Origin of the sequence: Hamadaea sp. (assembly GCF_013362815.1) — a bacterium.
Taxonomy (GTDB): Bacteria; Actinomycetota; Actinomycetes; order Mycobacteriales; family Micromonosporaceae; genus Hamadaea.
Map to the genome: position 1 here is coordinate 521,940 of NZ_JABFVK010000013.1, position 24,725 is coordinate 546,664.

Below are 24,725 nucleotides of genomic sequence, written 5' to 3' on the forward strand. Positions count from 1 at the left end.
TTGCATCGTTGCAAACTAGTGTGCATCATGGGCTTGCAACGTTGCAAACTTGCTCGACCTGGCAAGCTAGCCCCCTCGACAGCACGGAGTACGCCCAGCTCCGGCCCGCCCCAAGGGATTGAATGATCATGAAGGATGACCGTCTTCTCTCGCGCCGCACGATGTTGCGGGGCATAGGTGCGGCCGCGCTCGCCGGTGGCACCGTCGGCGGTGCGGCCGCCCTCGCCGGGTGCGCCCCGTCCGCCAGCACCAACCAGCAGCCGCTGGGTACGCCGAGCTTCTCCGCCCCGCCCGCCGGCGAAGTGACGATCTGGGACCGCTCCGGCGACCTGTACAAGGTGTTCGACAAGGCGATCGCGTCGTTCACGGCGAAGTACCCCCAGGTCAAGGTCAATCACCTGGCCGTCGACATCAACGCCAAGCTGCCCAGCACGCTGATCTCCGGAGCCGAAGTGCCCGACGGCGCGTTCTACGACGACGCCCTCATCCCCGGCATCGCACCGCAGCTGTTCGACCTCAGTACGCTCATCGAGCCCTACAAGAAGGACATCGCGCCGTACAAGCTGGGCGTGGTCACGGTCGAGGGCCGGGTGGTGGCCGTGCCGTGGGACCTCGACCCGGGTCTGCTGTTCTACCGGGCCGACCTCGTCGAGCAGGCGGGCGTCGACCCCGCGAAGATCGCCACCTACGACGATCTGCTCGCCGCCGCGCGGACGGTGAAGGGCAAGTTCCCGGCGAGCAAGCCGCTCCACCTCGAGGCGAACGAGTACCTGAGTCAGCTCTGGCTGGACATGTTCGTCAACCAACAGGGTGCGGCCATTGTGGACAGCGCGGGGAAGCTGGCGGTGGACACGACGCCTTACCGAACCGCGTTGACCTGGCTGGACAAGGTACGCGCCGAAGATCTCGGGACGCTCGCGAAATACTTCGAGCCGACCGACGTCAACACCCTCGACAACGGTACGCAGGTCTTCGTGCCGTGGGCGCAATGGTTCGTCTTCGGCCCGCAACAGCTGCTCAAGCAGACCAAGGGCAAGTGGCGGGCGACCGCGTTGCCCGCTTGGCAGGCCGGTGGCGCCCGCGGCGGCGTCATGGGCGGCTCGTCGTTCGTGATCCCCGCCAAGGCCAAGAACCCGCAGCTCGCCTGGCTGCTGTACGAGCACTTGACGTTCAGCAAGACGGGGTACACCGCCGTCTACGGGCCCAACGACGTCTACCCGGGTGGCATCAACACCTCGGTGCCGTCGTACCTGCCGGCGCTGTCGGGCGAGGCGTTGTTCAAGCCGGTCGCCGAGCTCGGCGGGCAGGACCTCTGGAAGGTCGCGACCGACGCCGCCAAGCAGGTGCCCGGCGGCTACACGATCCCGGTCTGGTGGGGCAAGGCGGTCGACTACCTCGGCGTCAACCTGCAGCGCATGCTCAACGGGCAGATGAGCCCGGACGACGTGCTCTCCACGTCGGCCCAGCAGATCCAGAAGAACCTCGTCGACCGCCCATGAACATGCGCCGCCGGCGTCGAGTGCCGCTCGCGCCGTACCTGTTCGTGCTGCCGTTCCTGGCGATCTTCGTCGGGTTCGCGCTCTATCCGATGGGCTTCGCGCTGCGCCTGAGCTTCACGAACTGGCGCGGCGCGGGCCTGCTGGAATCGGTCGGCCTGGCCAACTACCGCTACCTGTTGACCAGCGAGGACTTCTGGGGTTCGCTGGGCGTCTCGGCGGTGCTGTGGCTGCTCGTGGTTCCGCTGCAGGTCGTGCTGGCGCTGGCGATCGCGGTCGCGCTCAACCGCGCCCGGCTGCGCGGGCTGTTCATCGGGGCGCTGGTCGCGCCGTTCGTCACCCCGCTCGTGGCGATGTCGCAGGTCTGGATCGTGTTGTTCGACAAGGACTTCGGCGCGGTCAACAGCGCGCTCACGGCCGCGGGACTCCCGGCCGTGGGCTGGCTCACCGACCCCACCTGGGCCAAGCCCACGCTCGCGCTGCTCGTCCTCTGGAGAACCACAGGGTACGCCGTCGTGCTGCTCCTGGCCGGGTTGCAATCGATACCACCGGAGGTCTACGAGGCGGCTCGCCTGGACGGGGCCGGGGCATGGACCCAGTTCTGGCGGGTCACCCTCCCGCTGGCGATGCGCACGATCAGCTTCTACGTCGTCATCGCCACGCTGACGGTGTTCCAGCTGTTCGCCGAGCCGTACGTGGTCACCGACGGCGGCCCGTTCAACAGCACCCGCACCGCCGGGCTCTACCTCTACGGCCACATCACGAACTCCGACCTGGGGCTTGGCGCGGCCAACTCGTTCCTGCTGGTGATCCTGGTCTTCGGCCTGTCGCTGGCGTCCATCCGCATCCTGCGCCCCCGGGAGGACTCGTGAAACGACTGGGGAGTGCCGGCCGGTACGCGTTTCTCGTCGTCGCCGCGCTGGCGAGCCTGGCGCCCTTGCTGTGGATGGTCGCGTCGGCGTTCAAGCCGGGGGCGAGCATCATCACCGACCCGTTCACCTTCGATCCGCGTACGGCGACGCTGGGCAACTTCCGGGAGATGCTCGACACCGTCCCGATCGGGGTGGGGTTCCGCAACACCGCGATCGTCGTGGCGGTCAAGGGCGCGATCACGATGCTGTTCTGCCCGCTGGCCGGGTTCGCCTTCGCCAAGTACTCGTTCCCAGGCAAGCGGCTGTTGTTCGGCGCGGTCCTGATCACCCTGATGCTGCCCACGCTCGTCCTGCTGGTGCCGTTGCTGTTGCAGATGAGCGAACTCGGCTGGGTCAACACCTTCTCGGCGCTGATCCTGCCGGGCGCGGTCGACGCCTTCGGGGTGTTCTGGATGCGGCAGGTCATCGCGGCGATCCCCGACGACCTGCTCGACGCGGCCCGCATCGACGGCTGCGGCGATCTGCGGCTGTTCGGGTCGATCGTGCTGCCGGTCATCCGGCCCGGGCTGGCGGCGCTCGGCGTACTGACCTTCATCAACATCTACAACGACTTCGTCTGGCCCGTCGTGGCCGTCAACGACCAGCAGCACCAGACCCTGCAAGTCATGCTCGCCACCCTCGGCCAGAGCATCACCAGCCATCAGCTCGGCGCGGACTGGGCCAGTGTCTGGGGCCAACTGCTGGCCGCCAGCACGCTCGCCGCCCTGCCCGTGTTCGTGATCTTCATCGTCCTGCAACGCCAGCTCATCAAGGGCGTCATGGCCGGCAGCCTCAAAGGCTGACGCCGCCGGCACTGCACAGCCCGCACAAACGATCCGCCCGCAACGCACCTGGGAGTCCACTCGTGACCACGCCTCGCCCCGAGTACCCGCGACCGCACTTCGACCGTTCAGCCGCCTGGCTGAGCCTCAACGGGACCTGGGACTTCTCCGAAGAACCATCGGCCGACTCGCAGGCCGATTGGGGGACCGTCATCGTGCCGTTCCCGTGGGAGCACCCGGCTTCCGGCGTCGGGCGGCACTGGCAATCCGTCGGCTGGTACCGGCGGGAGATCCGCCGCCCGGCCGAGTGGGCCGGTCAGCGTACGATCCTGCACTTCGGCGCGGTCCATCATCGGGCCGAGGTGTGGGTCAACGACGTGCCGGTGGTCTCGCACGAAGGCGGCTATCTGCCGTTCGAGGCGGACATCACCGACGCGCTCGACACGGCGGGTGCCGGAGTTCTCGTCGTACGCGTCGAGGCCCCGGTCGACAAGCTCCGGATTCCCCACGGCAAGCAGCGCAGTCTGCCCGCCGACGACTACGACGGGTGCGCCTTCGGCGCGTCCAGCGGCATCTGGCAGCCGGTCTGGCTGGAGCCCCGCCCGGCGACCCACCTGGTGCGGCTGGATCTGACGCCCACCCCGGACCTCGACGGCATCGAGGTCATCCTCGCCCTAGCCGGTCCGGAGGCCGACGCCGCCACCATCACGCTCGCCTGGGCGGACCAGACGGTCACCGTCGACGATCCGGCGAGTCCGATCACCCTGCCGATCGCGGAGCCTCGCTTGTGGACGGTCGAGGATCCGCACCTGTATTTCGTCACGGCCACGGTCACCAGTCCATCCGGTGTGGACACCGTGACGGCGTACGCGGGTCTGCGGAGCGTCGGCTGGCACGACCGGCTGCTGCATCTCAACGGCGTACCGGTGTTCCTGCGGGGCGTGCTCGACCAGGGCTTCTGGCCGGAGGGCGGGCACACCGCCCCCGACGACGACGCCTTCCGGCGCGATTTGGAACTGGCCAAGGCGGCCGGCTTCAACCTGGTCCGCAAGCACCTCAAGGCCGAAGATCCCCGCTGGCTCTACTGGGCCGACCGGCTCGGCGTACTGGTCTGGGCCGAACCGGCCTCCACCGGGCGGTTCCACGCTGACGCGGTCGCCGCCTTCGAAGACGGCCTCACCGGGATGATCCGCCGGGACCGGAACCACCCGAGCATCGTCATCTGGGGCGCGTACAACGAGGAATGGGGCCTCGACTGGGACGTGCCGGGCGACACCGCCAAACAAGACGCGGTGCGCCGCGCGTACAAGCTGGTGAAAGACCTGGACCTGACGCGGCCGGTAGTGGACAACTCGGGCTGGACCCACGTCGAGACCGATCTGGTCGACTGGCATTACTACGACGACGACGCGGTGTCGTGGGCGCGGACACTGACCCGGCTGGTGTCGGGCGCGGACCCGGGTTTCCCGGTACGCCTCGGCCCGGACCACGTCGTGACGAAGCTGATCAACGTGCCGGGATTCGACGAGAGCGGCCGCCCGTGGCTCAACGGCGAGTACGGCGGCGGCGCGACCAGTGTGGAGCGTGGCTGGCACCAGCGCTGGCAGACGCAGGAGCTGCGGCGGCACGAGCGCGTCGCCGGATACATCTACACCGAGCTCTACGACATCGAGCACGAGACGGTCGGGGTCTACACCTATGACCGGCGCACCAAGGACCTGGGCGGCGTCGACCCGGCCGACGTCCACGCCGACACGGTGCTGATCGCCGACGTCGAACCGCAACGCCCTGGCCGCGATCTCGTCGTTGCCGGGCCGACCCAGATCGCCGTACGCGTCTCGCACCACGGCGGCGAAGCGGTCGACGGGACGCTGCGGCTGGCCTGGACCCCGCGCTTCGGTGACGCTCCCGCGCCCGGATCGCCCGCCTGGCAAACCACCGGTACCTCCACGCACGTCAAGCCGTACCAGCTGAGCGAGCCGGTCACAGTCCTCGTGAACCTGCCCGACGGCTGGGCCGACGGCCGCCTGCACCTGCTCTTCGAGGCGGCCGGTCGCACCGCCGCCCGGACCGCGATCGACGTCGTCGTCGACTCGGCCCCGGCGGACTGAACCCCGTCCCCATCGACGTGAGGAGCACGCCTGATGTCTGTCCGCATCGGACGGATCGGGCTCGCCGTCGCGATGGTTCTCGCCACGCTCGCCGTGGCGGGAACCATCGGCGCGACCCGATCCGCACCCGCCTTCGCCGCCCCGGCGGGGCAGGTGCTGTACGCGCCCAACCTCACCACCTATCCGCAGGGCGACGCGAGCTACCCGCGCGCCGTCCGCCTCGACCACGACGGCAGCTCCGGCGCCACCATGCTGGCCACGTTCGCCCGCCGCAACCACGGCGGCCCGACGACGCTGCCGATCTACCGCAGCACCGACGGCGGTCAGAGTTGGACCGCCGCACCGATCTCCAGCATCTCCTCGCACACCGCGGGCTGGTCCATCGAAGCCCCCGTGCTCTACGAGGTACCCCGCACCGTCACCGGACTGAACGCCGGTGACCTGCTCGCCGCCGGGACCGCCTGGGTGCCCGGTAACTACACGACGCAGAAGATCGAGGTCTTCAAGAGCACCGACCATGGGCTGACCTGGCAGTACCTGTCGAACTGCACGCAGACCAGCGGCCTTCCGAACACCTGGGGCCACGGCATCTGGGAGCCGTGGTTCCTGCTCACCCCGAGCAACACGCTGGCCTGCTTCATCTCCGACGAGCGTCCGGCCAATACGGCGACGAACAACCAGATCATCGGGCACTACACGTCGACGAACGGCGGTGCATCCTGGAGCGGCTCGATCACGCAGGACGTGGCGCTCGCCGACAACCTCGCCCGGCCCGGCATGTCCATCGTCGTCCCACTGCCCAACGGGACGTTCCTGATGGCGTACGAGTTGTGCCGGGACGCGACCGATCCCGACCACGCCTGCGAGGTCTACGTCAAGACGAGCAGCGACGGGCTGTCGTGGAATCCGTCCAGCGCGGGAACGCTGGTGCAGACCACCGACGGCCGGGAGTTGCTGCACACGCCGTACGTGACGTGGGTGCCGGGCGGCGGGTCCAACGGAACCCTGCTGCTCTCCGGTCAACGGGTCGTCGCCGGGCCGACCGGCGACAAGACCGTCCTGGTCGAGTCGGGCACCGTGCTGTTCGCCAACACGAACCTCGGCGTCGGGGCGTGGCACGAGATCGAAGCGCCGGTGGCGATCAACCCCACCGGCGGGTACGCAGCGGGCGTGCCGTCGTGTCCCGGGTACAGTTCCCCGATCGTCGGCCGGGCGGACGGCACCTCGGTGCTGTACCTGGCGGCGACGCAGCTCACCGGCAACCAGTGTCAGGTCCGGTTCGGCACCGGTACGCTCGGCGGCCCGGTCGGGCAGATCACCGGCCCGGCAGGCTACGGCAAGTGCGTGGACGTCGACACCAACACCGCCGTCAACGGCAACAAGGTGCAGCTGTGGGACTGCGGGATCGCCACCGGCCAACGCTGGTCGATCCGGGCCGACGGCACCGTTCGCGCGTACGGCAAGTGCCTGGACATCAACGGCAACGGCACCGCCGCCGGGACCAAGGTCATCCTCTGGGAGTGCAACGGCGTCGGCGGCCAGCAGTGGCGACCGCAGGCCAACGGGTCGCTGCTGAATCCGCAGTCCGGCCGTTGCCTCGACAGCCCGGCGGGCTCCACCTCCAACGGCGCGTGGCTGCAGATCTGGGACTGCAACGGTCTCTACCCGCAGGTTTGGAACCTCCCCGGCTATCCGACCGGGCCGATCGGCGGCCCCGACACCGCCGGCAAGTGCGTCGACGTCGACACCAACACCCCCGTGAGCGGGAACAAGGTGCAGCTGTGGACGTGCAGCGGCGTACCGGGGCAGCAGTGGGAGATGCGGGCCGACGGCACGGCCCGCTCGTTCGGCAAGTGCCTGGACGTCGTCGGCAACGTGACGGCCAACGGCAGCAAGGTCCAGTTGTGGGACTGCAACGGCGTCGGCGGCCAGCAATGGGTGCCGCAGGCGAACGGGTCGCTGCTGAATCCGCAGTCCGGACGCTGCCTCGACAGCCCGAACGGGTCGACCGCCGACGCCGCTTGGCTCCAGATCTGGGATTGCAACGGGACCGCGGCGCAACGCTGGAAGGTGCCGGTCTAGCCCCGTCTCCTCGGGATCGCCGGGCCGCGCTTGCGCAGCCCGGCGATCCGCTTGTGGTGGCCCGCCCGCTTGTGGTGGCCCGCCCGCTGGTGGTGGCCCGCCCGCTTGTGGTGGCCAGCCGACGCGCGCCGTATGGTCGACTCGTGGTGACGCCGTCCACCTTCGACGACTCGCTGCGCCGGGAGGAACCGGTGCTGCGCTGGCTCCGGCTCCTGGTGCCGGCGGTGCTGCTCGTCGTCGTCTGGACCGTCGCCGCCGCCATGCCGAGACTGGGCCTCAACCTGACGGGCCTGGCGTTCGTGGTTCTCGTCGCCGGGAGCGTGGGCGTCGTGGCGACCCTCTGGCGGCCGAAGCCGGTCCCGCTCGTGTTCGTGGTCGCACTGCTGGCCGCCTCGGTCACCCTGACGTGGCTGCACGCGGGAGTGGCGATCGCCGGGATCTTCGTCGGGATCTCGATGCTGGGACCTCGCCTGCGCGGTCGCACCCCGGCGCTGCTCGCCGTCCTCGGGCTCGTCTGTCTCGGTCTGCTCGCGACGACCGTCCTGCACCGCTCGATCGCCGAAGGAGTGCTCAACGCGGTCTTGATCGGCGCGTTCTACGGCATGTTCTTCCTCGCATTGCGGCTCAACGAGGCGAACCGGCGCTCCGCGCGGCTCCTCGCCGAGCTGGAGAGCAGCCGAGCCGGTGAGGCACGCGCGGCCGGGCTGGCCGAACGCCAGCGCCTCGCCCGCGAGATGCACGACGTGCTGGCCCATTCGCTGTCCGGCCTCATCCTGCAGCTCGAAGGCGCGCGGATGCTGGCCGCCGGGGACCCCGCCGATCCGCGTCTGCCGCAGGCGGTCGACCGGGCGCATCACCTGGCGAAGTCCGGGCTCGACGAGGCTCGCCGGGCGATCGGGATGCTGCGCGGTGACGAACTGCCGGGCCCGGAGGGGCTCGCCGGGCTCGCCGCCGGATTCACCGAGGCGTACGGGATTCCTTGTCAGTACACCGTTTCCGGGCAGGCCCGTCCGCTCGGCACGGAGGCGAGAGTCGCCGTGTACCGGGTCGCCCAGGAGTCGCTGACGAACATCACCCGGCATGCCCGCCCGGAGCGGGTCGCCATCACGTTGACGTACGAGGAGACGTCGGCGCGGCTCGTAGTCGAGGACGTCGGCTCGCCACCACCGGCTGACGCACAACCCCGTCCGGGGGAGGGCTACGGCCTCACCGGGATGCGAGAACGAGCCGAACTTCTCGGCGGCTCGCTGACGGCCGGGTCGACGCCGGCGGGCTTCCGGGTCGAACTAGGGGTGCCCGCATGATCCGAGTCCTGGTCGCCGACGATCAACGGGTAGTCCGCGAGGGACTGTCCCTGGTGCTCGGCCTGCTGCCGGACGTCGAGGTCGTCGGCACGGCCGCCGACGGGGACGAAGCAGTCGCGCTCGCCGCCGAGCTGGCTCCCGACATCGTGCTCATGGACCTGCGGATGCCCCGCTGCGACGGCGTCGAGGCGACCCGGCGGCTGCGGGAGGCGTACCCGGAGATCAAGGTGGTCGTGCTGACGACCTACTCCGACGACCGCTCGGTCCTGGAGGCGCTGCGGGCCGGGGCGAGGGGCTACCTCACCAAGGACGCCGGTGGCACGGAGATCCATGCCGCCCTCCGACGCGTACGCGACAACCAGGCGGTCCTCGATCCGGCCGTCCAGCACCACCTCGTGTCGGCGGTGGCCGCACCCGTGCCCAGCCCGCTCACGCCCCGGGAGACGGAAGTGCTCACCCTCATCGCCGAGGGGCTGTCCAACGCCGAGATCGCAGCTCGCCTCTACATCTCCGAGGCGACGGTGAAGACCCACATCAACCACCTGCTCGCCAAGATCGGGGTACGCGATCGGGCCCAGGCGGTCGGGTACGCGTACCAGCAGGGGCTCATTTCCGCACGCTAGAGCGGCCGTAGAGTAGGCACATGGCCCACACCGGCGCCCGTGTATCGACTCGATCCGCCGACGACCGCAGCGGACCGGGCCCGTTCGCCACCTGGCGACGCCGGCCGGCCGGCGTGCCCTGGTCCGTCCTGGGTGTGATCTCACTCGGCGGCGTTCTGGGGGCTTCCGCGCGGTTTGGGCTCACTGGGGTGTTTCCTGGGCCGCCCGGCGGCTTCCCGTGGACGGTCTTCGCCATCAACGTCACCGGTTGCCTGCTCATCGGCGCGCTCACGGTCGCCGTCACCGACGTCTGGCCTGCTCAACGCCTCGTGCGGCCGTTCCTCGGCACGGGTGTCCTCGGCGGCTACACGACGTTTTCCACCTACGTCGTCGACGCCCAGCACCTCATCGACCGCGGGCGGCCCGGCACCGCATTGGCGTACCTCGGGCTGACGCTGATCGCCGCCCTGCTCGCGACCTGGGCCGGTGTGACCGTCACCCGCACACTCACCGCCCGCCGCCGCACAGGGGAGCACGCATGAAGATCGAAGGACCCGCCGTCCGGCTGACCATCTTCATCGGCGAGGACGACCAGTGGCACCACCGGCCGCTCTACACCGAGATCGTTCACCGGGCCCATCAGTACGGCCTGGCCGGGGCGAGCGTGCTGCGGGGGATCGAAGGCTACGGCGCTTCGTCGCGCGTACACACCACGCGGCTGCTGTCGCTGTCGGAGGATCTGCCGATCGCGATCGTCATCGTCGACAACGAGGAACGAGTCCGCGGCTTCCTGCCGCAGCTGGACGAACTGGTCGCCGAAGGCCTGGTCATCATCGACCCCGTCGAGGTGATCCGCTACGTCGGCCGCCCCGGAGACAAAGCATGACCGGCCGCAGGCTGGTCATCGGGCAGCTCAGTCTTGATCATGCGGGCGCCGGCCGCAGGTCGGTGATCGCATGACCTGGTTGCTTGTGGCGCTGGGGGCCGCCGTCGGCGCGCCGTTGCGCTATCTCACCGACCGCATGGTCCAGGCGCGACACGACTCGGTGTTCCCGTGGGGCACCTTCGCGGTCAACATCACCGGAAGTTTCATCCTCGGCCTGATCACGGCGAGTACGCTGCACGCCTCCGCGCCGGTGCTGGCCCTGGTGGGGACCGGACTGTGTGGAGCGCTCACCACCTACAGCACCTTCGGCTACGAGACCTTGCGACTGTTCCAGGAGAAGGCCCGATCGCTCGCCGTCCTCAACGCGGTCGCGAGCGTCGTCGCCGGGTTGGGTGCGGCGTACGCCGGAGCGGCGGTCGCCCAGGCGCTCGGCGGCTGACGGTCCACTGGCGACGGTCGCCTACGGGGTGCTGAGACGGCGGCGCAGCTCTTGTTCGAAGCCCTCGTACGCCGGGAGCACGTCCTCGAGGTCCAGCTGCGGCGGCAGATCGTCGGCGCGTTGGCGGGCCAGCAGGAAGTCGATGGTCTCCTCGACCACCCGCACCGTGGGTACGCCGTCCGGCGCGAGCTGCGCGACGGCGGCGGGCGAAGCGCGTACTAGAACTTCGACCGGGCCTTCGTCGAAGGGGATCTCGACGAGATGGCGCTCGTCGTCGATCGCTTCGATCTTCACCTGGGTCACCTCCTCAGCCGCGGGCGGCTACGGATCATGCTATGCCCGCTCATTTCTCGGCGGCGAGCCGGGCGAGGACGCGGCGGAAGATCGTCCAGTCGTGGTCGCCGATCTCGTCCCGCCAGCGTTGCTCGGTTCCGGCGAAGATCTCCAGGATTCGCTGCTGCATCCGCAGACCCTTGGCGGTGGGGCGCACGATCCGGGCCCGCCCGTCTGCCGGATCCGGACTGACGTCGAGGAAGCCCGCCTTCTGCATGCTCGCCACGAACTCACCGAGCGACTGCTTCGTCATGCCCATGACCCCGGCCAGCTCGGTCGGCCGGATGCCGTCGGCCGGCGTCAGCGACAGCAGACGCAGGTGCGAACCGCGGAGGTGCTGAGGTTCGTCCGCGACTTCGGCCTCCATCTGCCGCCTGGCCACTGTGAGAGCGGCGCCGAGCAGGTCGAACACGTGGCCTCGGGACTCGTCGTTGACGGAGGTCATCAGGCTACCTTACTATCTCGAAGTAGTCAGGTTGCCTTACTAGCGGGGAGCGGGCTCATGGACGTCACAGCCGCCGATGTCGCCCAGGTCGCGGCGCAGATCTTCGGCGAGCCCGTGGTGGTGGCGACGTGGCAGGGCCGGCCGGTCGCGTACGAGTCCGGGTCGCCCGCCACCGGCGGTCTGGTGCGGGTGAACGGCAGCACCGCCGACGGGCGTACCTTCCGGGTCTTCGTCAAGCTGGTGCAGCACGCGCGGCACTGGCCGCGGCTCGGGCAGTTGCCGCCGCAGTTCCGCGACGCCTTCACCGCGCAGTTCCCGTGGCGGCAGGAGCTGGCCGCCTGGGACCACGATTTCGCCGGGCGGCTGCCGGACGGCCTGCGCGTGCCCGTCCTCTACCGGATCGCCGACCTAGGCGACGACCGGCTCATGGTCTACATGGAAGACGTCGACGCCTGCGCCGACAGCACCTGGGATCTCGCGCGGTACCGGCGCGCCGCGAACCTGCTCGGTGGCCTGGCGGCGTTGCGCGGTACGCCGGAGGCGATCGCGGCCAACGCGCACGCTCCGGGCTGGGGCCTGCGGGGATACGTCGACGGACGGGTCCGGCAGGGCGCGGTCCCCTCGCTCGCCGACGACGAGCTGTGGGCACATCCCCTGCTCGCGGCCGATCCCGCATTGCGGGCCGACCTCCGGCGGATCGCCGACGCCCTGCCCGAGATCCTCGATCGTCTCGACGCGCTGCCGCAGGCCATCCCGCACGGCGACGCCAGCCCACAGAACCTGCTCGTTCCGGTGGACGATCCCGAGGCGCTCGTCGCGATCGACATCTCGTTCCAGGGCCCGCACGCCGTCGGCTTCGACCTCGGCCAACTGCTGATCGGGCTGGCCCACGCGGGCATCGTCCATACCGGACTCCTCGCGGACATCCACGACGAGCTCGTGCCCGCGTTCCTGGCCGGGCTGCGGCAGCACGGTGGCACCGCCGACGCCGACGAGGTCGCTTACGGCTACCTCGGCAGCCTCGTGGCCCGGGCCGCGTTCACCTCACTGCCGTTCGAGCTGCTGGCCGCGCCGCCGTCCGCCGAAACCGATGCGGTGCTCCAGCACCGCGTGGCGCTCACCCGTTTCCTGGCCGACCTCGGTCTCACTCTGCTCTGATCGCTCACGCCCGGGCATTCGCACATTCCACGGGTACGCCGTCGCTGCGCGAAAGTTCGCGGTTTCGTGGGGTCCCCCCAATCGATCGAAACGCCACGATGAAGCGGATTCCGCTGGTATCGCGGGTGGTTCGGGGGTGGGGAGGCAGGATGCCCGAATCGGACGTCCATCGAGGCGTGTCCCGGCGCGCCGTGCTCTACGGCGCGGGCGCGCTCGTGCCGGGGTTGCTCCTGAACGTCGACGGCACCGTCGCGGTGGCGGCCGCAGCCGACCTCGACGGCGGGTTCTCGGCGCAGGCGTACGCGTGGCGCCCGGCCGAGCCCGGTGGGGTTCCCGCCACGGGGGTCGAGTTCACGCTGCTCGCCGACGGACGGCCGATGGCCGGGCGCGTGCGGTTCTCGATCAGCTCCGCCGACGCCGTGAACCGCAGCGTGTGGTTCGAGACGGTGGACGGGCTCAAGCAGCCCCGCCGGCACGGTTACGTCGATCTCGAACTGGACGGCCGGGGCGGCGTACGCCTGGACGACCGGCTTCGCGTCGGGCCGGTGCCGACCGGCGACACCGGTGCCGATCCCGTTCTGCGCGCCCAATTGGTCGGTTCCGAAGTCCTGCTCGCCGTCGCCCACCTCTCGGTGGCCGAGCCGCTGAACCGGAGAGCGGCCCCGCCTCAGGACCGGAGAGTGGCCGGGCCGCTGAACCGGAGGGCGGCCCGATGACGAGAACCGTCGCCGGGGCCGAGTCCTGGGCCCGTCAGCACGTCACCGACGCCGGCGGAAGCGGCTTCTACAACGGCTACAACTGGTCCGGCATGTGCCAGGCGTTGCTGTTCCGCGCCTGCGATCTGGCCGGTTCGGCTCCGACCGCGTTCCAGGCGTACCTCGCGTCCGGGACCGACCACCACGACTACTCGGCCGCGCCGCGGGGTGCCTTCCACTGGTGGGGCGATCCCGGCGACCCGGGCCATGTCGCGCTGGATCTCGACGGCGGCGGCACCCGCTGCCTCATGGCCACCTCGCATCTGTCCGGGGGAGAAGACTTCGGCCCGGGCGGCTATTGCATCGGAACGCAGTCGATCGCCCGCTACACCTCGCTGACTGGGCTCGTCTATCTGGGGTGGACACTCGACAACGTCGGCTCCCGGATGGCGGACGCCGGTACTCCCGGGCCGGGCGGTGACCCGTACGCGCTGACGACCGCCGATCAGAAGGTGCTGCAAACGCTGGCCCAACGCGGCGGCTACAGCGGCCCGGTCGACGGGATCATGGGCGTGAACAGCTGGAAGGGCGTACAGGCGGCCGTTCGCGGTTACGGCTACACGGGTCCGGTCGACGGCGTACCCGGGCCCAACACCTACCGCGCGATCCAGAGCCTCGCCCGCGACGGCGGTTACACCGGGCCGGTCGACGGCATCCTCGGGCCCAACACCATCCGGGGCGTGGCCACCTGGCTGGCCGCGCATCCGCCGTCGGCACCGCCCGCGCCGGGCCCCGCACCCACGCCGCCGGACGGCAGCCTGATCTACGGCATCGACGTCGGCACCAGTCAGTCCAGTCTGGACTTCCTGGCCGCGCGCAGCGCCGGTTTCCGCTTCTGCGTCGTCAAATCCGGCGGCTCCAACGACGGTACGCATCTGCCGTACACGTCGCCGTACTACGCGCGGCAGGTCGACGCCGCTCGCGCGGCCGGCCTCCTCGTGAGCCATTACTGGATGACCGGGTGGGGCACGGCGTCCGGCGACGCCGACTACTTCCTCAGCCACCTGCACGACTACCGGCCCGGCGACCCCCTGATGGTCGACGTCGAAGGTGTCGATCAAAGTCCGGTGTGGACGGACGCGCAGACGGCGAGCTTCATCGGCATCGTCCGGTCCCGCCTCGGTGCGACGCCGTTCCTGTACACGTATTCCGCGTTGCTCACCTCGCGTACGTGGGCGCAGACCCAGGCGACCGGGGCGAAGCTGTGGATCGCCGACTACGGCGCGCCGGCCGGCAGCCCGCGAATCGGCTCCGCCTACCCGTCCTGGGCGATCCACCAGTTCAGCAGCTCCGGCTCGGTCAAGGGCGTCACCGTCGACATGAACTTGGCGAGGGCCGACGCGTTCGGCTCGGCGAGTCTTCCACCCGCCGGGCCGAACCCGGTGCCCGATCCGACGCCCGACGTCTCACTGTCGGACGGAGTCACCCTCCAACGCATCGCGCAACTCGGCGGCTACACCGGCCCGGTCGACGGCGTACTCGGGCCCAACAGCTGGCGGGGCGTTCAGACTCTGCTCCACCAACTCGGTCTCTACGGCGGGCCAGTCGACGGCGTCCCGGGGACGTACACGTACCAGGGACTTCAGCTCCTGGGGCAGCGCGGCGGGTACGCCGGGCCGGTCGACGGCGTGCTCGGCCCCAATTCGTACGCCGGACTGCGTGGCTATCTGAACCAGGTGGCCGGCGACGTGACCATCGGAATCACCGACGTCAAGACTCTGCAGCAGATCGCCCAGCGCGGCGGTTACGCCGGACCGATCGACGGAATCATGGGCGTCAACAGCTGGAAGGGTGTGCAGATCGTCCTGTCCCGGATCGGGTACTACTCCGGGCCGATCGACGGCGTACCCGGGCCGGAGGCATACAGCGGTCTCCAGCGGCTGGCGGCCGACTACGGCTACACCGGGCCGATCGACGGCGTACCCGGACCGAACACCTTCGCGGGCCTGCGTACCTGCTTGAGCGTGACCAACGGTGGTCCCGGGCCGATCTCGACCACCGACGGCGCGGTTCTGCAGCGGATCGGGGTGGCCGGTGGGTACGCCGGGCCGATCGACGGCGTACCCGGCGGCAACACCTGGAAAGGCGTCCAGACGGTGCTGCGGGGCTACGGGTACGCCGGACCGCTGGACGGCGTGCCGGGCGCCAACACCTACAAGGGCCTGCAGACGCTGGCCATCGCCGGAGGCTACGCCGGACCGGTCGACGGGATCATGGGCGTCAACAGCTGGAAGGGTGTGCAGACCGTGCTGCGCCGGTTCGGTTATGCCGGGCCGATCGACGGGGTGCCCGGCACCAACACGTACGCCGCGATGCAGCGCCTGGCCGAACTGGGCGGCTACAGCGGGCCGGTCGACGGCGTACTGGGACCTTACAGCTGGCGGGGCATCCAGTCGTGCCTCCGGGGGTCCGGCTACGCCGGGCTCCTCGACGGCGTGCCGGGCTCGGGGACCTACCTGGCTTTGCAGCGGCTGGCGCAGATCGGCGGATACACCGGCCCGGTCGACGGCGTACCCGGGCCGAACACCTACCGGGCCTTGTCGAACTTGGTGTGACGGCCGGCCGGCGGCCGTCTGCCAGGGATAATCGAGCTGACCAGGCGCGAGGGACACGGAGGGCGGCCCGATGAGCGAGGACCAGGTAGCACCGGAGTCGAGAGGCGTCACGGTGGAGTTGCTGACCACCGTCGACCTCGGTCCCGAGATCGACGGCATGGCAGGCCGTGAGCTCCGGATGCGCATGGTGACCATCCAGCCCGGTGGCGTCTTCGGTCCCACTCATGATCACAGGGGCCGGCCGGGAACGGTCTACGTCCTCCAGGGGACGATCACCGATCACCGGGACGGCGTCGCGACCGACTACGGCCCGGGCGTCGGCTGGCCCGAGGACCACGCCACCCTGCATTGGCTCGAGAACCGGGGGACGGTCCCGGCGGTGGAGATCTCCGTCGACATCGTCCACCGATAGAGCTCTATGTGCACTGATCGGCGGGAGACCTGCTCGCTCTGTCCGCAAACCTACAGGTGACGTGCTCGGGGCCGGCGTACCGGCACAATGACGTGATGTTCATCGAGACGATCTCCGAGCAAGCCGCGACCGGCGCCACCGCCGAGTACTACCAGCAGCAACGCGACGCGTGGGGGTTCCTGCCGAACTACGCGGGTGCGTTCGGCCGCCGTCCCGAGGTCGCCCAGGCGTGGAACACCCTCAATCTCGCGATCCGGGGCGGGATGGACCGGCGGCGGTTCGAGATCGCCACCATCGCCGCGGCGCGGGCGTTGCGGTCGACGTATTGCACCGCCGCGCACTCGAAGTTCCTCCGCGACGTGTGCGGTGACGAGGCCTCACTGCACCGCATCGCCGAGACGCCGGACGGCGAAAGCCTGGACGAGCAGGACCGCGCGGTTTATCGGTTCGCTGCCAAGGTCGCCACCGACGCCACCTCGGTGGATCAGAAGGACGTCGACGAGCTGCGCGCGGTAGGTCTGGCCGACGGCGACATCGCCGACGTCGTGTACGCCGCGGCCGCCCGCAGCTTCTTCACCCGCGTACTGGACGGGCTGGGCGCGCGGCTCGACACCGAGATCGTCGAGCAGTTCGACCCCGCGTTGTACGCGTCCATGGTGGTCGGTCGCCGAGCCGCCGAACACTAACCGCATCGACTCTCGGCGAGCCCCGGCGCGTGCAGTAGATTGACGGCGCACTTCGGTAGCGCTCATCTTGGGGGCCACGATGGCAGGGCGGAACGCGCGGTGGCGTGTCGCTGATCTGCCGACGACCCAGGTCGGCGTCGAGCGCGTGTTCACCTACTTCATCGCGGGCGTGCGGCTGGGGACCGTCGCCCAGATGGTCCCCGCGATCCAGGACGGCCTCGAAACGTCGCCCAACGAGACTGCCTATCTGGCGTGCTGGCTGGCTGCGGCGGGTGCGTCCGTCGCGGTGACCGTGGTGTGCCTGATCCATCGCCGTCCGCTCGGCGCGGCGGCGTCCACTGCGGACTTCGCGCTGGCCTGCGCGCTCCTGCTGCTCGCGCCGATGGTTCTGGTGCCGGGGGAGCGCTTCGGAACCTGGGTCGCCTTCCAGGCGGCGTACGCGCTCTCCGTCATCCTCACCGCCAGCGGCGTACGCAGCATCCTGCTGTGGGCGGGCGGGATGCTCAGCGTCATCGTCTGCTATCTCGTGTTCATCGGCCACACCGGTACGCACATGACGACCACCGCGATCGGCAACGAACTCACCTACGTCGTGTACGCCGTCGTGGCGCGGATGTTGTTCAACTACATCCGGCGCATCGCCCAGGACGCCGACGCCTCCCGGGCGCTGGCCGCCGAGCTGGCCCGCCGCGAGGAGGAGCGCCGAGCCCGGGTGCTCATGCACAACGGCGTCGCCGTCATGCAGATGCTGGCGCACTCGGGCTCCGACGCGTCCCGGTCCGGCCTCGTCGGCCTGGCCGAGGTCGAGGTGCAACGGATGCGGGCGTACCTGCGGGGGCGTACCACATCATCGGAGCCGGAGTCCGGCGCGCCGGGAGCGGGCGACGATCCGATCGCCCTGGCCCCCATGGTCGAGCGGACCTGCGATCGTTTCGCGGACCTGCATCTGGACGCACTGCTGGACCTCGGCGCGGCGGTACGCCTGCCCCGCGCGGACGCCGAGGCGGTCGAGCGGGCGCTGGAGAGCCTGTTGCTCAACGTACGCGCGCACGCGCGAGCCGAGAACGTCGTCGTGCACCTGGATGAGGACGCGACGGGCGCATGGGCGTTGACGGTGAGCGACGACGGCGTCGGATACGACCCGGAGTCGGTGCCGCCCGGCGTCGGACTGCGCGACGTCGTGATCGGCGAGCTGAACCGCCGGGGGCTGGACGTGACGATCGCGTCGGCGGAAGGGGAGGGCACGACGGTGACGATCGTTCGAGAGACGGGTGCGCAATGAGACCGACGGTCGCCGTCGTCGACGACGCGTCGTTGATCCGCGACTCGCTGGGTCTGCTCATGGCCGGCCTGGACGTCGTTCTTACCGCCGCGACCGTGGAGGACCTCTTGCGGGCGAGTCCGGCGGTGGACCTCGTGCTGCTCGATCTGCACCTGGTCAACCTCGAGCAGCAGCCCGGCGTCCGGCAGGGGATCGCCGCGATCCGCGCGTTGACGGCGCACGGCTACCGGGTGTGCGTCTACAGCCAGGAGGAGCGGCGGTTCGTGCTGGCGGCCTGCATCGCCGCCGGGGCGAGCGGGACGGTCTCGAAGGTGCTGCCGACGGATCAGGCGCAGCGGATGTTCCTCGAAGTCGCCGCGGGTGGGACCGTCGTGCCGCAGTCGGTCGTGGGCATCCTGGAGGTGCTGGTACGCCGTGACTGCATCACCGTGCTCAGTGAGCGTCAGCGCCAGATCCTGCACGGGCGCGCGCGTGGTCTGACGTACGCCCAAGTCGCCAAGCAGTTGTACGTCAGCGAGTCCACCCTGCGGGGCTATTGGCAGGACCTGACCAGATCGCTTTCGGAGTCGTTGCGCAGCCTGACCGCCGCCGAGATCGAGCGCGCACTCGGCTTGGCACCCGGCGACCTGCTGGAATTCTGGGCGGAGGACGTCACGGACACCACCGGCTGGTGGCGCGTACGCCGCCGGCCATAGCGCGTGGCCGACCCGAGCTCATGGCCGACCCGAGCTCATGGACAGCCCGAGCTCATGGACCGCCCGGCGAACGGGTCACGCGCCGGTCAAGGGTACGCACCGAGCACGTCACGGCGCGAACGAACTTGCATGCGTTGCCGTCTCAGCGTCATGACCAAGCGACGTGATCTACTGATGTGGACCGCGCTGGCTGCGGCCGCCGCTACCGTGGCGGGCTGCGAGCCGCGGCACGACCGATCGACGGCCGGGGGAGGCCAGGGGCGCCTGGGGTACGAGTACCGATTCCCAGGGCCGTACCGCTTCAAAGTAGGCGGTGGAACCGCCGGGACCTTCCGGCTGATGGCGTCGGGGAACTTCGACGCGCGTACGGGGTGCGCGCTGATGGTGAACGCGTTCGGCTCGTTGCCGAGGCCGTTCCCATTGTGGTTCCTCGTCCTTCCGGGTCGGGTCTGGGTACGGGTCGACGGCGACCCGGGCCGGCGCCTGCGCGGATGGAAACCGCAGTACGCCAACGAGTGGCTTCAGCTGGAGCCCGTCGACCTGCCGCCGTCGATCGTCGCGCTCACCTCGCTCGGCAGCGACCCCACCGGCGTCTCCGCGGTCCTCGCCGCGATGACGGACGTGCACCAGATCGCCCGGCCCGCCCACGGACCGGCGAGCCCGGAGACCGATGTGGACCCGGTGTGGCGCGAGGGGTACATCCCGGACCACAGCTTCCGCCAGGGCCGGGTCGATCTCGACGGGGTCTCCGCGCCGATCACGAAGCTCGTCCCGGCGATGTGGCGGCCCGATCCCGGCAGCCCATCCCTGGTCACCGTCGACCTGGAATACGGCGCCAACGACCGGCCCAGCCTGATCTGCTATCCGGGCACGGAGCCGTCACCCGGCGAGATGCCGCGTTCCTGGTACGGCGTCGTGATCGACCGCTTCTACGACGCGCTGGACCTCCAACCCCCGGAGCAGATCCGAGGCACCCTGACTGCTGAGACGATGGGTGCGCTCATGGAGGCCGCCGGACTGCCCGCGGAGTGAGCGAGCCGAGGCACACGGCCCTACTGCTATCGGATGCTCGGCTCGGCCTTCGACGCCGGCCGGCTCGACGCGTGACCCCGGCCGCTCGAGACGGATCAGGAACCGCGCAGCCAGGTCAGCACGTCGCGGGTCGCCGCGAAATGACCCGCGTGGGCGGCTTCCGGGTCGATCACCAGGGTGGCGTCCGGGATGCGGTCGGCCAGCCATCGGCTGTGCGCCGCGGGAACGAGTTCGTCCAGGTCACCGTGCCACAGGCGGGTGGGCACCCGCACGGTCCGGGGGTTGAAGCCCCAGGGCAGGCCGTACAGCGCGAGCACGTCGTCGACCCAGCCGGTCACGCCCGGCGCGAGCGCCTCGGCCATCGCGGGCTGGACCATCGCCGCGATCGCCGGGTCGGCCAGCACCGCCTGGTCACGCTCCGGCAGGCGCAACGGCTCGGTCGCCGCCCGCTCGAGGTGCTCGGTCAGCACACCACGGCCACGGCGAGCGGCGGCCGCGCTCTCCTGGTTGCCCGCGGTCATGCCGGCCGTCCATTCGAGCCCGTCCGCGTCGCAGGGCGCGAGGCTCGCGAGGGTCGCCACTCGCGAAATTCGGTGAGGGTACGCCGCGGCGGCGGACAGGGCATGTGGCCCGCCGCCGGAGACCCCGAAGACGGCGAAGCCGGCCAGCCCGAGGGTGTCGGCGATGGTGACCACGTCGTCGGCGGCGTCCGCCACGATCCGACCGGGGGCCGACGTCGAGCGGCCGAAGCCCGGCCGGTCGTAGGTGATCAACCGGATGCCGAGGTCGGCGAACATCTGGTCGTCGGGATGACGGGCGAGCCGGCTCATCGGCGTACCGTGCAGATAGACCACGGGCACGCCGTCGGGAACGCCGTACTCCTCGACGGCGAGCATGCGCCCGTCGGAGGTGATCACCGAATGCATGGGAGCCGACCCTACCTTGTTCCGTCGCCGTGGGGTGCGACGACCGGCTCTGCTGACAGTGAACGCAGGTCCCAGTGGAACACGTCGCTGACCTGGTGCCCCGGTCCCAGGACGGGGTCGAAGGTGGCCTGCAGCTGCGGCAGCACGTCTCCGCAGCGGTAGACCACGATGGCGTCGGCCTGCCAGGTGCGTAGCTGGCCGAGGATCTCGGCTCGCTGGGCCGGCGTGAGCTGGACGGACCGGCGGTGACGGGTGACTTCGAGCAGCACCGAGTTGACCGGTCCCGGCGCGGGCTGGTTCGTCGCGACCTTCGAGGGGTCCTTCGGCCCGACGAAGTAGCCCTCCGGCAGCCGGAAGTCCATGTTCGCCGCGATCTGCCAGTGCAGCGCGTCGACGGTCATCCGCCCGGCGGCGGTCATGACCGGCACCGGCACCACGGTGTGGTTCCTCCTGATGTACTGCTTGTAGACGCCGTCGGCGAAGAATCGCGGCACCGGATCGCGACCTACTACGGGCAGGGGCACGGGCAGCAGCGGCACCAGCGCCGCAGCCAAGGCGGCGTCCCACGCCAGCCGGGAGTTCGCCGTCCAGTCGGGTGCGGCTCTGACGATCCGGTCGGTGGCGAGCGCGAGCAGCACACCCAGCGCCACCACGGTGATGAAGGTGAACCGGCCGATGTTCAGGGAGTCGAGGACGGGTAGTGGCCGGAACAGCCGCCACGGTCCCGGAATCCCGGTGTTCGACCCCCTCCACGTGATCGTGGGGCCGAGCGAGAGGATCAGGCCGATCAGGCCGAGCAGGCCGACTGCGCGGGCGAGCCGCGTACGCCGGAACCAGACTGCGACGACCGTGCCGAGCAGGAGCAGCGGCCAGCCGAAGTACGCGTTCTCCTCGGCGTAGTTGGTCGAGGTCAGCGGATCGCCCGCGTTTCCGAGCGAGTTCGTCGAGTACCGGAACAGCGTGCTGAGGTCGTTGGTCACGTAGGCCAGCCCGCCGAGGGTGTCGTAGTGCCGGGGACCGGCGAACTGTACCCACAACGGGTACGCCAGCAGCACGCCGGCCACGGCGAACGCGACGCCGATGCCCCGGGAGAACCGGCGGAGGAGATCGGACAGCCCGGGCAGCGGGGGCAACGCGTACAAGATCACGAAGAGGAGGAGTGCGATCGCCGTCATCAGGAGGATCTCCGCGCCGACGAAGAACTGGTAGCTGACGAGGAGGCCCAGTGTCACGCCGTCCCGGACCGGCCGATGTGAGTGGAACAGCCGCAGTGAGGACCGGACGATCCACGGGACCAGGAACATCGAGATCAGGTTCAGGTGTGCGTTCGCATGCGAGACGACGGCCGGGGCGTACGCCGTGACAGCGCCGCCCAGAACAGCCGCCGCCCGGTGCAGCCCGAGTTCGCGGTGCAGGATCAGGTACCACCCGAAGGCGGTCGCGCACAGGCTGAGCGTTGTCGCGATGACGAACGCGACGCTGGGTCCGAAGAGCATGGTGACCGGCAGCAACGGCAGCGCCAAGCCGAGGACGCTGGCGTTGCCCAGGAGGTTGACGCCCATGCCTGCGTTCTGGAAGTCCGTGAAGAACGGATTCTTGAAGTGCAGGAGGTTGTAGGTGTCCACGGCGAGGAACCACTCGAACTGCGAATGGTCGTTGTAGCTGTGGGACAAGTAGCGCTCGCCGGGAGCCGGCCAGAGATGCCCCAGCACGTAGCCCGCGAAGGCCAGGTATATGACCAGCACCACGAAGTCGGCTCGGCGGCTCGATCGGCGGCCGACGACCCGACGGTGGTGAGCGATGTCGTCGTCTGCCGTAGACGCGACGTCAATAGTGGACATAGCGGATACTCTAGGTGATCTAGCCGCAAAACCGCCGCCGCCGTGCGGGCACCCCGATCCGGTGGCCCTGGCAGGCTCGATCTCGGAAAGATTTCACCGGCGCAGTATCGTCGATGTTATATATTCACGTTTCTGTTATCATTCGTACATCTGACGTCGGTTAGCTGCCGATCATGGTTGCGGAGATCAAGCGCAGCCCGGCAACGTCGCCACCGGAGGTCTCGGCCTCCACGGCGAGTAGCCGTGCGCGACGGGGGCGGCGACGCCGGGCACGCCGCGAGGCGGCGATCTTCCTGGCGTTCGCCGTGCCCAACCTCGCCCTGATCGTCCTTTTCACCTACCGTCCGCTGTTCCTCAACATGTACTACTCGACTTTGGACTGGACGCTGGGTGCGCCGACGGCGCGACCGGTGGGCCTGGCCAACTACGTCGAGTTCTTCCGCTCGTCGGAAGCGGGGGAGGTCTTCCTCACGACGGCGGTGTTCACGTTGTCGACCGTGCTGCTGTCGATGGCGCTGGGCCTGCTCGTGGCGCTGGGCCTCAACCGCAAGGTACGCGGAGCGGGGCTCGCCCGCGCGACGGTGTTCTCGCCGTTCGTGCTGTCCGGCGTCGGGGTGGGGCTGGCCTGGCAGTACATCTTCGACCCCACGGTCGGAGCGCTCGGCGCGGTCCTGCGCAGCTTCGGGGTCGACAGTCCGCAGTGGTTCAACAACGAGACGCTGAGCCTGATCATGGTGGTGCTCGTCTACGTCTGGAAGAACCTCGGATACGCCGCGGTGATCTATCTGGCCGGGTTGCAGGCGATCTCCTCGGACGTCCTGGAGGCGGCCGCGATCGACGGTGCGAACGCCCGGCGCAAGTTCTTCTCGGTGGTGTTCCCACTGCTGTCGCCGACGACGTTCTTCCTCCTGGTGACCAGTACGCTCAGCTCGCTGCAGGCCTTCGACCTGATCCGCGTGATGACCCCGTTGGGCCGGGGCACCACGACGCTCATCTACGACGCCTATCTGCGGGCGTTCGGCGGCTACAACCAGGCGGGCTACTCGGCGATGTTGTCGACCGTGCTGTTCGTGCTCCTGGTGATCCTGACGCTGCTCCAGCTGGTCTTCCTCGAGAAGCGGGTGCATTACCGGTGACCGTCGATTCCCGACCCCTGTCGCGCCGCAACCTCGTCGCGGCGCTGATCGCCGACTACGTGCCGATCCTGCTGGCCATCCTCGTCGTGGTCCTGCCGTTGGCGTACCTGGTCCTGTCGTCGTTCAAGACGCCCGCCGACGTGGTCACGCAGAGGCTCGTCGTGCTACCCGACCCGTGGCACCCGGGCAACTATTCCGACGCGGCCCGTATCGTGCCGTTCGCGCGGCTGTTCGTGAACTCGGCGGTCGTCACGGTGGTCGGTGCCGGGATCAAGGTGCTGCTCGCCGTCTTCACGGCGTACGCGTTGGTCTTCGTCCGGTTCCCGGGCCGCAAGTACGTGTTCTGGGCGGTGCTGGCGACGCTCATGGTGCCGCCGCAGGTCAGCGTGGTCCCGAACTTCGTGTTCATCAGCGGCCTGGGCGGGCAGGACACCTATTGGGGGATCATCCTGCCGGGTCTGGCCACCGGCTTCGGGACGTTCCTGCTGCGGCAGGCCTTCCTGACCCTGCCCACCGACGTGATCGACGCGGCGGAGGTCGACGGCGCGGGCCACTGGCGGCGGCTCTGGCACATGGTGGTGCCGATGGCCGCGCCGAGCATCGCCACGGTCGCGCTGGTCAACATCGTGTTCGAGTGGAACGACTACCTCTGGCCGCTGGTCATCGTCTCCGACCCCGAGATGATGACCCTGCCGGTGGGCTTGACCCTGTTGCAGAACAGCGAGAACTCGGCGTCCGCGTACGGCATCGTCATGGCCGGCACCGTCATGGTCCTGCTGCCCGTCCTCGTCGTGTTCGCCGCGCTGCAAAGGCACATCGTCACCGGCCTGACCCAGGGCGGTGTCAAGGGATGAGT

General features: G+C 69.6%; 24 protein-coding genes. 20 read left to right on the forward strand and 4 right to left on the reverse strand.

What is annotated here, in order from left to right; all coding sequences use genetic code 11:
• Positions 1-128: 128 nt before the first annotated feature.
• From HOV77_RS07325 to crcB, 10 genes are all read left to right on the forward strand, one after another.
• Positions 129-1,499 carry an extracellular solute-binding protein gene (locus HOV77_RS07325; RefSeq protein ID WP_290859339.1) on the forward strand — a complete coding sequence of 457 codons (1,371 nt, stop codon included), beginning with the start codon at positions 129-131 and terminating at the stop codon, positions 1,497-1,499.
• Positions 1,496-2,368, forward strand: coding sequence for a sugar ABC transporter permease (locus HOV77_RS07330; protein ID WP_290859341.1), 873 nt, complete (start codon positions 1,496-1,498; stop codon positions 2,366-2,368). Before HOV77_RS07325 ends, HOV77_RS07330 begins: the two co-directional genes overlap by 4 nt.
• On the forward strand, positions 2,365-3,210 hold the full coding sequence (locus HOV77_RS07335; RefSeq protein WP_290859343.1) for a carbohydrate ABC transporter permease: 846 nt from the start codon (positions 2,365-2,367) through the stop codon (positions 3,208-3,210). The genes HOV77_RS07330 and HOV77_RS07335 overlap by 4 nt, the downstream gene beginning before the upstream one ends.
• 62 nt (positions 3,211-3,272) lie before the next feature.
• Positions 3,273-5,300, forward strand: a complete 2,028-nt coding sequence (locus HOV77_RS07340; RefSeq protein WP_290859345.1) for a glycoside hydrolase family 2 TIM barrel-domain containing protein — start codon at positions 3,273-3,275, stop codon at positions 5,298-5,300.
• A 33-nt stretch (positions 5,301-5,333) separates the two neighbouring features.
• Entirely contained in the window at positions 5,334-7,382 is a 2,049-nt protein-coding gene (locus tag HOV77_RS07345) for a ricin-type beta-trefoil lectin domain protein (RefSeq protein WP_290859347.1), read from the forward strand.
• Between the two features lie 143 nt (positions 7,383-7,525).
• Complete coding sequence (locus HOV77_RS07350) at positions 7,526-8,686, forward strand: sensor histidine kinase (RefSeq protein ID WP_290859349.1); 1,161 nt, start codon at positions 7,526-7,528, stop codon at positions 8,684-8,686.
• Positions 8,683-9,309: a response regulator transcription factor gene (locus HOV77_RS07355; protein ID WP_290859351.1), complete on the forward strand. Its 627-nt coding sequence runs from the start codon at positions 8,683-8,685 to the stop codon at positions 9,307-9,309. Before HOV77_RS07350 ends, HOV77_RS07355 begins: the two co-directional genes overlap by 4 nt.
• Before the next feature lie 20 nt (positions 9,310-9,329).
• Positions 9,330-9,830, forward strand: a complete 501-nt coding sequence (locus HOV77_RS07360; protein ID WP_290859353.1) for a CrcB family protein — start codon at positions 9,330-9,332, stop codon at positions 9,828-9,830.
• Positions 9,827-10,174: a DUF190 domain-containing protein gene (locus HOV77_RS07365; protein WP_290859355.1), complete on the forward strand. Its 348-nt coding sequence runs from the start codon at positions 9,827-9,829 to the stop codon at positions 10,172-10,174. Before HOV77_RS07360 ends, HOV77_RS07365 begins: the two co-directional genes overlap by 4 nt.
• A 70-nt stretch (positions 10,175-10,244) precedes the next feature.
• Positions 10,245-10,613: a fluoride efflux transporter CrcB gene (crcB, locus tag HOV77_RS07370; RefSeq protein WP_290859357.1), complete on the forward strand. Its 369-nt coding sequence runs from the start codon at positions 10,245-10,247 to the stop codon at positions 10,611-10,613.
• A gap of 21 nt (positions 10,614-10,634) precedes the next feature.
• On the opposite strand, the gene HOV77_RS07375 is transcribed toward crcB, so the two are convergent.
• Together HOV77_RS07375 and HOV77_RS07380 are read right to left on the reverse strand one after the other, a co-directional pair.
• Positions 10,635-10,907, reverse strand: coding sequence for a hypothetical protein (locus HOV77_RS07375; RefSeq protein WP_290859363.1), 273 nt, complete (start codon positions 10,905-10,907; stop codon positions 10,635-10,637).
• Positions 10,908-10,956: 49 nt separating this feature from the next.
• Positions 10,957-11,391 carry a MarR family winged helix-turn-helix transcriptional regulator gene (locus HOV77_RS07380; protein WP_290859367.1) on the reverse strand — a complete coding sequence of 145 codons (435 nt, stop codon included), beginning with the start codon at positions 11,389-11,391 and terminating at the stop codon, positions 10,957-10,959.
• A gap of 57 nt (positions 11,392-11,448) precedes the next feature.
• On the opposite strand from HOV77_RS07380, the gene HOV77_RS07385 reads away from it, so the two are divergent.
• The 8 genes from HOV77_RS07385 to HOV77_RS07420 all read left to right on the forward strand — a co-directional run bounded on the left by HOV77_RS07385 (position 11,449) and on the right by HOV77_RS07420 (position 19,966).
• Positions 11,449-12,549, forward strand: coding sequence for a hypothetical protein (locus tag HOV77_RS07385; protein WP_290859368.1), 1,101 nt, complete (start codon positions 11,449-11,451; stop codon positions 12,547-12,549).
• Positions 12,550-12,698: 149 nt separating this feature from the next.
• Positions 12,699-13,265: a hypothetical protein gene (locus tag HOV77_RS07390; protein ID WP_290859369.1), complete on the forward strand. Its 567-nt coding sequence runs from the start codon at positions 12,699-12,701 to the stop codon at positions 13,263-13,265.
• Positions 13,262-15,859, forward strand: coding sequence for a GH25 family lysozyme (locus tag HOV77_RS07395; protein ID WP_290859371.1), 2,598 nt, complete (start codon positions 13,262-13,264; stop codon positions 15,857-15,859). The genes HOV77_RS07390 and HOV77_RS07395 overlap by 4 nt, the downstream gene beginning before the upstream one ends.
• Positions 15,860-15,929: 70 nt before the next feature.
• Positions 15,930-16,271, forward strand: a complete 342-nt coding sequence (locus HOV77_RS07400) for a cupin domain-containing protein (RefSeq protein ID WP_290859373.1) — start codon at positions 15,930-15,932, stop codon at positions 16,269-16,271.
• Positions 16,272-16,366: 95 nt separating this feature from the next.
• On the forward strand, positions 16,367-16,957 hold the full coding sequence (locus tag HOV77_RS07405) for a peroxidase-related enzyme (RefSeq protein ID WP_290859375.1): 591 nt from the start codon (positions 16,367-16,369) through the stop codon (positions 16,955-16,957).
• 79 nt (positions 16,958-17,036) lie between these two features.
• Positions 17,037-18,239, forward strand: a complete 1,203-nt coding sequence (locus HOV77_RS07410; RefSeq protein ID WP_290859377.1) for an ATP-binding protein — start codon at positions 17,037-17,039, stop codon at positions 18,237-18,239.
• Complete coding sequence (locus HOV77_RS07415; RefSeq protein WP_290859379.1) at positions 18,236-18,934, forward strand: LuxR C-terminal-related transcriptional regulator; 699 nt, start codon at positions 18,236-18,238, stop codon at positions 18,932-18,934. The genes HOV77_RS07410 and HOV77_RS07415 overlap by 4 nt, the downstream gene beginning before the upstream one ends.
• Positions 18,935-19,084: 150 nt before the next feature.
• A complete protein-coding gene (locus HOV77_RS07420) occupies positions 19,085-19,966 on the forward strand; it encodes a hypothetical protein (RefSeq protein ID WP_290859381.1) in 882 nt (293 codons plus the stop codon).
• Between the two features lie 95 nt (positions 19,967-20,061).
• Here HOV77_RS07420 and HOV77_RS07425 read toward each other — a convergent pair whose 3' ends face one another.
• Both HOV77_RS07425 and HOV77_RS07430 read right to left on the reverse strand, forming a co-directional pair.
• Positions 20,062-20,892: an alpha/beta hydrolase gene (locus tag HOV77_RS07425; protein ID WP_290859383.1), complete on the reverse strand. Its 831-nt coding sequence runs from the start codon at positions 20,890-20,892 to the stop codon at positions 20,062-20,064.
• Positions 20,893-20,903: 11 nt separating this feature from the next.
• Positions 20,904-22,733 (reverse strand): hypothetical protein, encoded by a 1,830-nt coding sequence (locus tag HOV77_RS07430; protein ID WP_290859385.1) that lies wholly within the window; start codon positions 22,731-22,733, stop codon positions 20,904-20,906.
• 173 nt (positions 22,734-22,906) lie between these two features.
• Between HOV77_RS07430 and HOV77_RS07435 the strand changes: the two genes are divergently transcribed.
• Positions 22,907-23,869, forward strand: a complete 963-nt coding sequence (locus HOV77_RS07435) for a sugar ABC transporter permease (RefSeq protein ID WP_290859391.1) — start codon at positions 22,907-22,909, stop codon at positions 23,867-23,869.
• Positions 23,866-24,723 (forward strand): carbohydrate ABC transporter permease, encoded by an 858-nt coding sequence (locus tag HOV77_RS07440; RefSeq protein WP_290859397.1) that lies wholly within the window; start codon positions 23,866-23,868, stop codon positions 24,721-24,723. Before HOV77_RS07435 ends, HOV77_RS07440 begins: the two co-directional genes overlap by 4 nt.
• Positions 24,724-24,725: the final 2 nt, after the last annotated feature.